General features: G+C 32.7%; 2 protein-coding genes and 1 pseudogene. 2 read left to right on the top strand and 1 reads right to left on the bottom strand.

What is annotated here, in order from left to right; genetic code table 11:
• The first annotated feature begins 323 nt into the window (after positions 1-323).
• Both srmB and B6D18_RS12185 read left to right on the top strand, forming a co-directional pair.
• Complete coding sequence (srmB, locus tag B6D18_RS12190; protein ID WP_086364686.1) at positions 324-1,634, top strand: ATP-dependent RNA helicase SrmB; 1,311 nt, start codon at positions 324-326, stop codon at positions 1,632-1,634.
• 123 nt (positions 1,635-1,757) lie between these two features.
• The gene (locus tag B6D18_RS12185; RefSeq protein WP_086364685.1) at positions 1,758-2,360 is read left to right on the top strand and encodes a peroxiredoxin C; all 603 of its coding nucleotides are present in this window, start codon (positions 1,758-1,760) and stop codon (positions 2,358-2,360) included.
• A gap of 128 nt (positions 2,361-2,488) precedes the next feature.
• Here B6D18_RS12185 and B6D18_RS12180 read toward each other — a convergent pair.
• Positions 2,489-2,830, bottom strand: a pseudogene (locus B6D18_RS12180) (multidrug efflux SMR transporter); the annotation flags it as partial.
• Between the last annotated feature and the right edge of the window lie 279 nt (positions 2,831-3,109).

The following is a 3,109-nucleotide window of genomic DNA, read 5'->3' as shown; positions in this document are numbered from 1 at the left end:
GGTTATTTTATTTTGTAACTGCTGGTTATATTTGTCGTTAGAAAAAGATTCTGTCATATTTATAATTCGATCATCAATTTAACTAAAAAAATAGTATTAAGTTTGCTAACTTGTTATTTTACTAATTTTAGCATAAACCATAAATTATGATAAGTTCAACCGTTCATGGTTGGCCAATAAATAATATGCTTATCATGAAAAATTGTTTTACTCTTACCTATTTTCGGCTATGTTACTTAAAGATTATGTTTGTTAAGGATAAAGATTGTAGTTATAGCGATTGCCGTTATAATGTGGGACAAAATGATAGATAAAAGAGCACTATGACTACACAAACTTTTTCCGATTTACAGTTAGATGATATCCTAATTGACAATCTACAAGCACAAAATATTAATACACCAACGGTTATTCAAGCACAAACTATACCAGTAGCATTAGATGGTAAGGATGTTTTAGGCTCGGCTCCAACTGGAACTGGTAAAACCTTAGCTTTTTTAATTCCAGCGGTACAACATTTACTTGATTTTCCTCGTCGAAAACCAGGACCACCACGAATTTTGATACTAACCCCAACTCGAGAACTCGCAATTCAAATAGCTGAGCAAGCAAAATTACTTACGCAAGCAACTCACCTAAGTATCGCCACAATTACTGGTGGAGTTGCTTATATGAACCATGCTGAAGTGTTTAGTAAAAATCAAGATATTGTCATAGCCACTACTGGTCGATTATTGCAGTATATCAAAGAAGAAAACTTCGATTGTCGTGCGGTTGAAATGTTAATATTGGATGAAGCAGACCGCATGTTAGATATGGGATTTGCTCAGGATGTAGAAACTATCTCTGCAGAAACTCGTTGGCGCAAACAGACGTTATTATTTTCAGCTACACTTGAAGGTGACGGATTACATAGCTTTGCTAATCGTATTCTTGAACAACCAGTCGAAATTAATGCCGACCCTTCGCGAAAAGAACGAAAAAAGATTTTGCAATTTTATTATCGCGCCGATGATTTTGCCCATAAAGTTGCATTATTAACGCATTTATTAAAACAAGAAGAAGTGAAAAAAACGATTGTCTTTGTTCGTAAACGGGAAAGAGTACATGAATTAGTAACATTACTTCATCAAACAGGTATTCAAAGTTGTTATCTAGAAGGCGAAATGGTTCAAGCCAAACGTAATGAAGCAATCAAAAGAATTAGTAATGACACCGTAAATGTGTTGGTTGCAACAGATGTTGCAGCTAGAGGAATAGATATTGACGATATAAGCCATGTCATCAATTTCGATGCGCCTAAAACCGCTGATGTTTACTTACATCGCATTGGCCGTACTGCTCGTGCCGGAAAAAAAGGTACCGCAATAATGTTAGTTGAAGCTCACGATAATGAGTTATTACTAAAAATTGAACGTTATATACGTGAACCGATTAAATTAAGAACCATTGATGCATTGCGCCCAAAAACTAAAGCACCTAAACCAGTGACTAAAAAGAAACCATCACAAAAAGCTAAACAAAAAAGTGTAGCTAAAAAGCAAGAAGATACGAAAAAGAAAAAGGTAAAACAGCGTCATCGAGATACTAAAAATAAGGGTAAACCAAAGAAAACGATAATTAAAACCGAATAATAATTTATTTATCATAGTTTAAACTTATGAAATCAATCGCTGATAACAACTTGGCGGATTGATATATACTGCTATAATTCACCGAAAATAAATTACAAATTAAGTTACACAAGGAGACATTTTATGACATTAGTAACTCGTAAGGCACCAGACTTTACTTCATCTGCAGTGCTTGGTTCTGGTGAAATAGTAAATAATTTTAATTTAGCTGAACATATCAAAGGCAAATATGCAGTCGTATTCTTTTGGCCTATGGATTTTACTTTTGTATGTCCATCAGAAATCATTGCTTTTGATCACCGTCTTGAAGAATTCAAAAAACGTGGTGTAGAAGTTATTGGTGTATCAATGGATTCTGAATATGTCCATAATGCATGGCGCAATACTCCACAAGATAAAGGTGGTATCGGTGAAGTGAAGTTCCCAATTGTTGCAGATATCAAACATAGCATTATGCAAGCTTACGGTATTGAACATCCAGAAGCAGGTGTTGCACTTCGTGCTTCGTTCTTTATTGATAAATCAGGCATTGTTCGTCATGAAACTATCAATGATCTTCCAATTGGACGTAACGTTGATGAAATGCTACGTATTGTTGATGCTTTCCAATTCCATGAAGAACATGGCGAAGTTTGTCCTGCACAATGGACTAAAGGTAAACAAGGTATGCAAGCAAATCCAAATGGTGTTGCTAGCTACTTAAAACAACACGCTAGTGAAATCTAATTTTATTCAAAGTTGATATTTTTACATACCTTTCTTCTAATTTTTACCGGAGTTTAACTCCGGTTTTTTTATTTTTAAAATGCAAAAAAACTTAATTAATATTTTTATGATTAGGATTTAAATCAATTTTAATGTCCTGAAATATTTGAAAAAAGATTAATAATTACCACTCCAAAAATTATAAATCCCATACCAATCAATGCAGCAAGATCCAATGACTGTTTTAAAAAAATCCAAGCAATTAAACTAATAATGATAATCCCTATTCCCGACCAAATTGCATAAGCTATACCAACGGGTATCGTTTTTAAAGCTAATGATAAAATATAAAAAGAAGCACTATAACCAATTATGGTAATTATTGAAAAAGTTAGATTAGTAAATCCATTAGATAATTTGAGTGAAGATGTTGCAATCACTTCACAGATAATTGCACCGAAAAGTAGTAGATATGCGTTCATAGTTTTACTCTCAAATTGGTTAAAATTTTAATAAATAGAATATAGACTTGTTATGATATATTTTGTGAACAATTGAGATAATTAAACGAGCTAAATCGTTAATAATTTATGAAATATTACAAGCGTTAAATGGTGGCATTACGATGGCTATTAATAACCAAATTAATATGAATACCAATTTGCCACTATTTACAAAAATAAATACAAAAAGTCAGCTATTTCTATATGACTGAGTTATTATACCTAAAATTTAGTGACTTAGCAGAGCCTTTTTAGATTGTACAAATC

The organism is Gilliamella sp. A7 (genome assembly GCF_002142015.1).
GTDB lineage: Bacteria > Pseudomonadota > Gammaproteobacteria > Enterobacterales > Orbaceae > Gilliamella > Gilliamella apis_A.
Note: the sequence above shows the minus strand (reverse complement) of the source record. Positions and strands in the feature narration are given on the sequence as shown.

Excerpts from the sequence above, each read along its gene's own strand:
- srmB (WP_086364686.1), top strand. The coding sequence starts at position 324 with ATGACTACACAAACTTTTTCCGATTTACAGTTAGATGATATCCTAATT.
- B6D18_RS12185 (WP_086364685.1), top strand. The coding sequence starts at position 1,758 with ATGACATTAGTAACTCGTAAGGCACCAGACTTTACTTCATCTGCAGTG.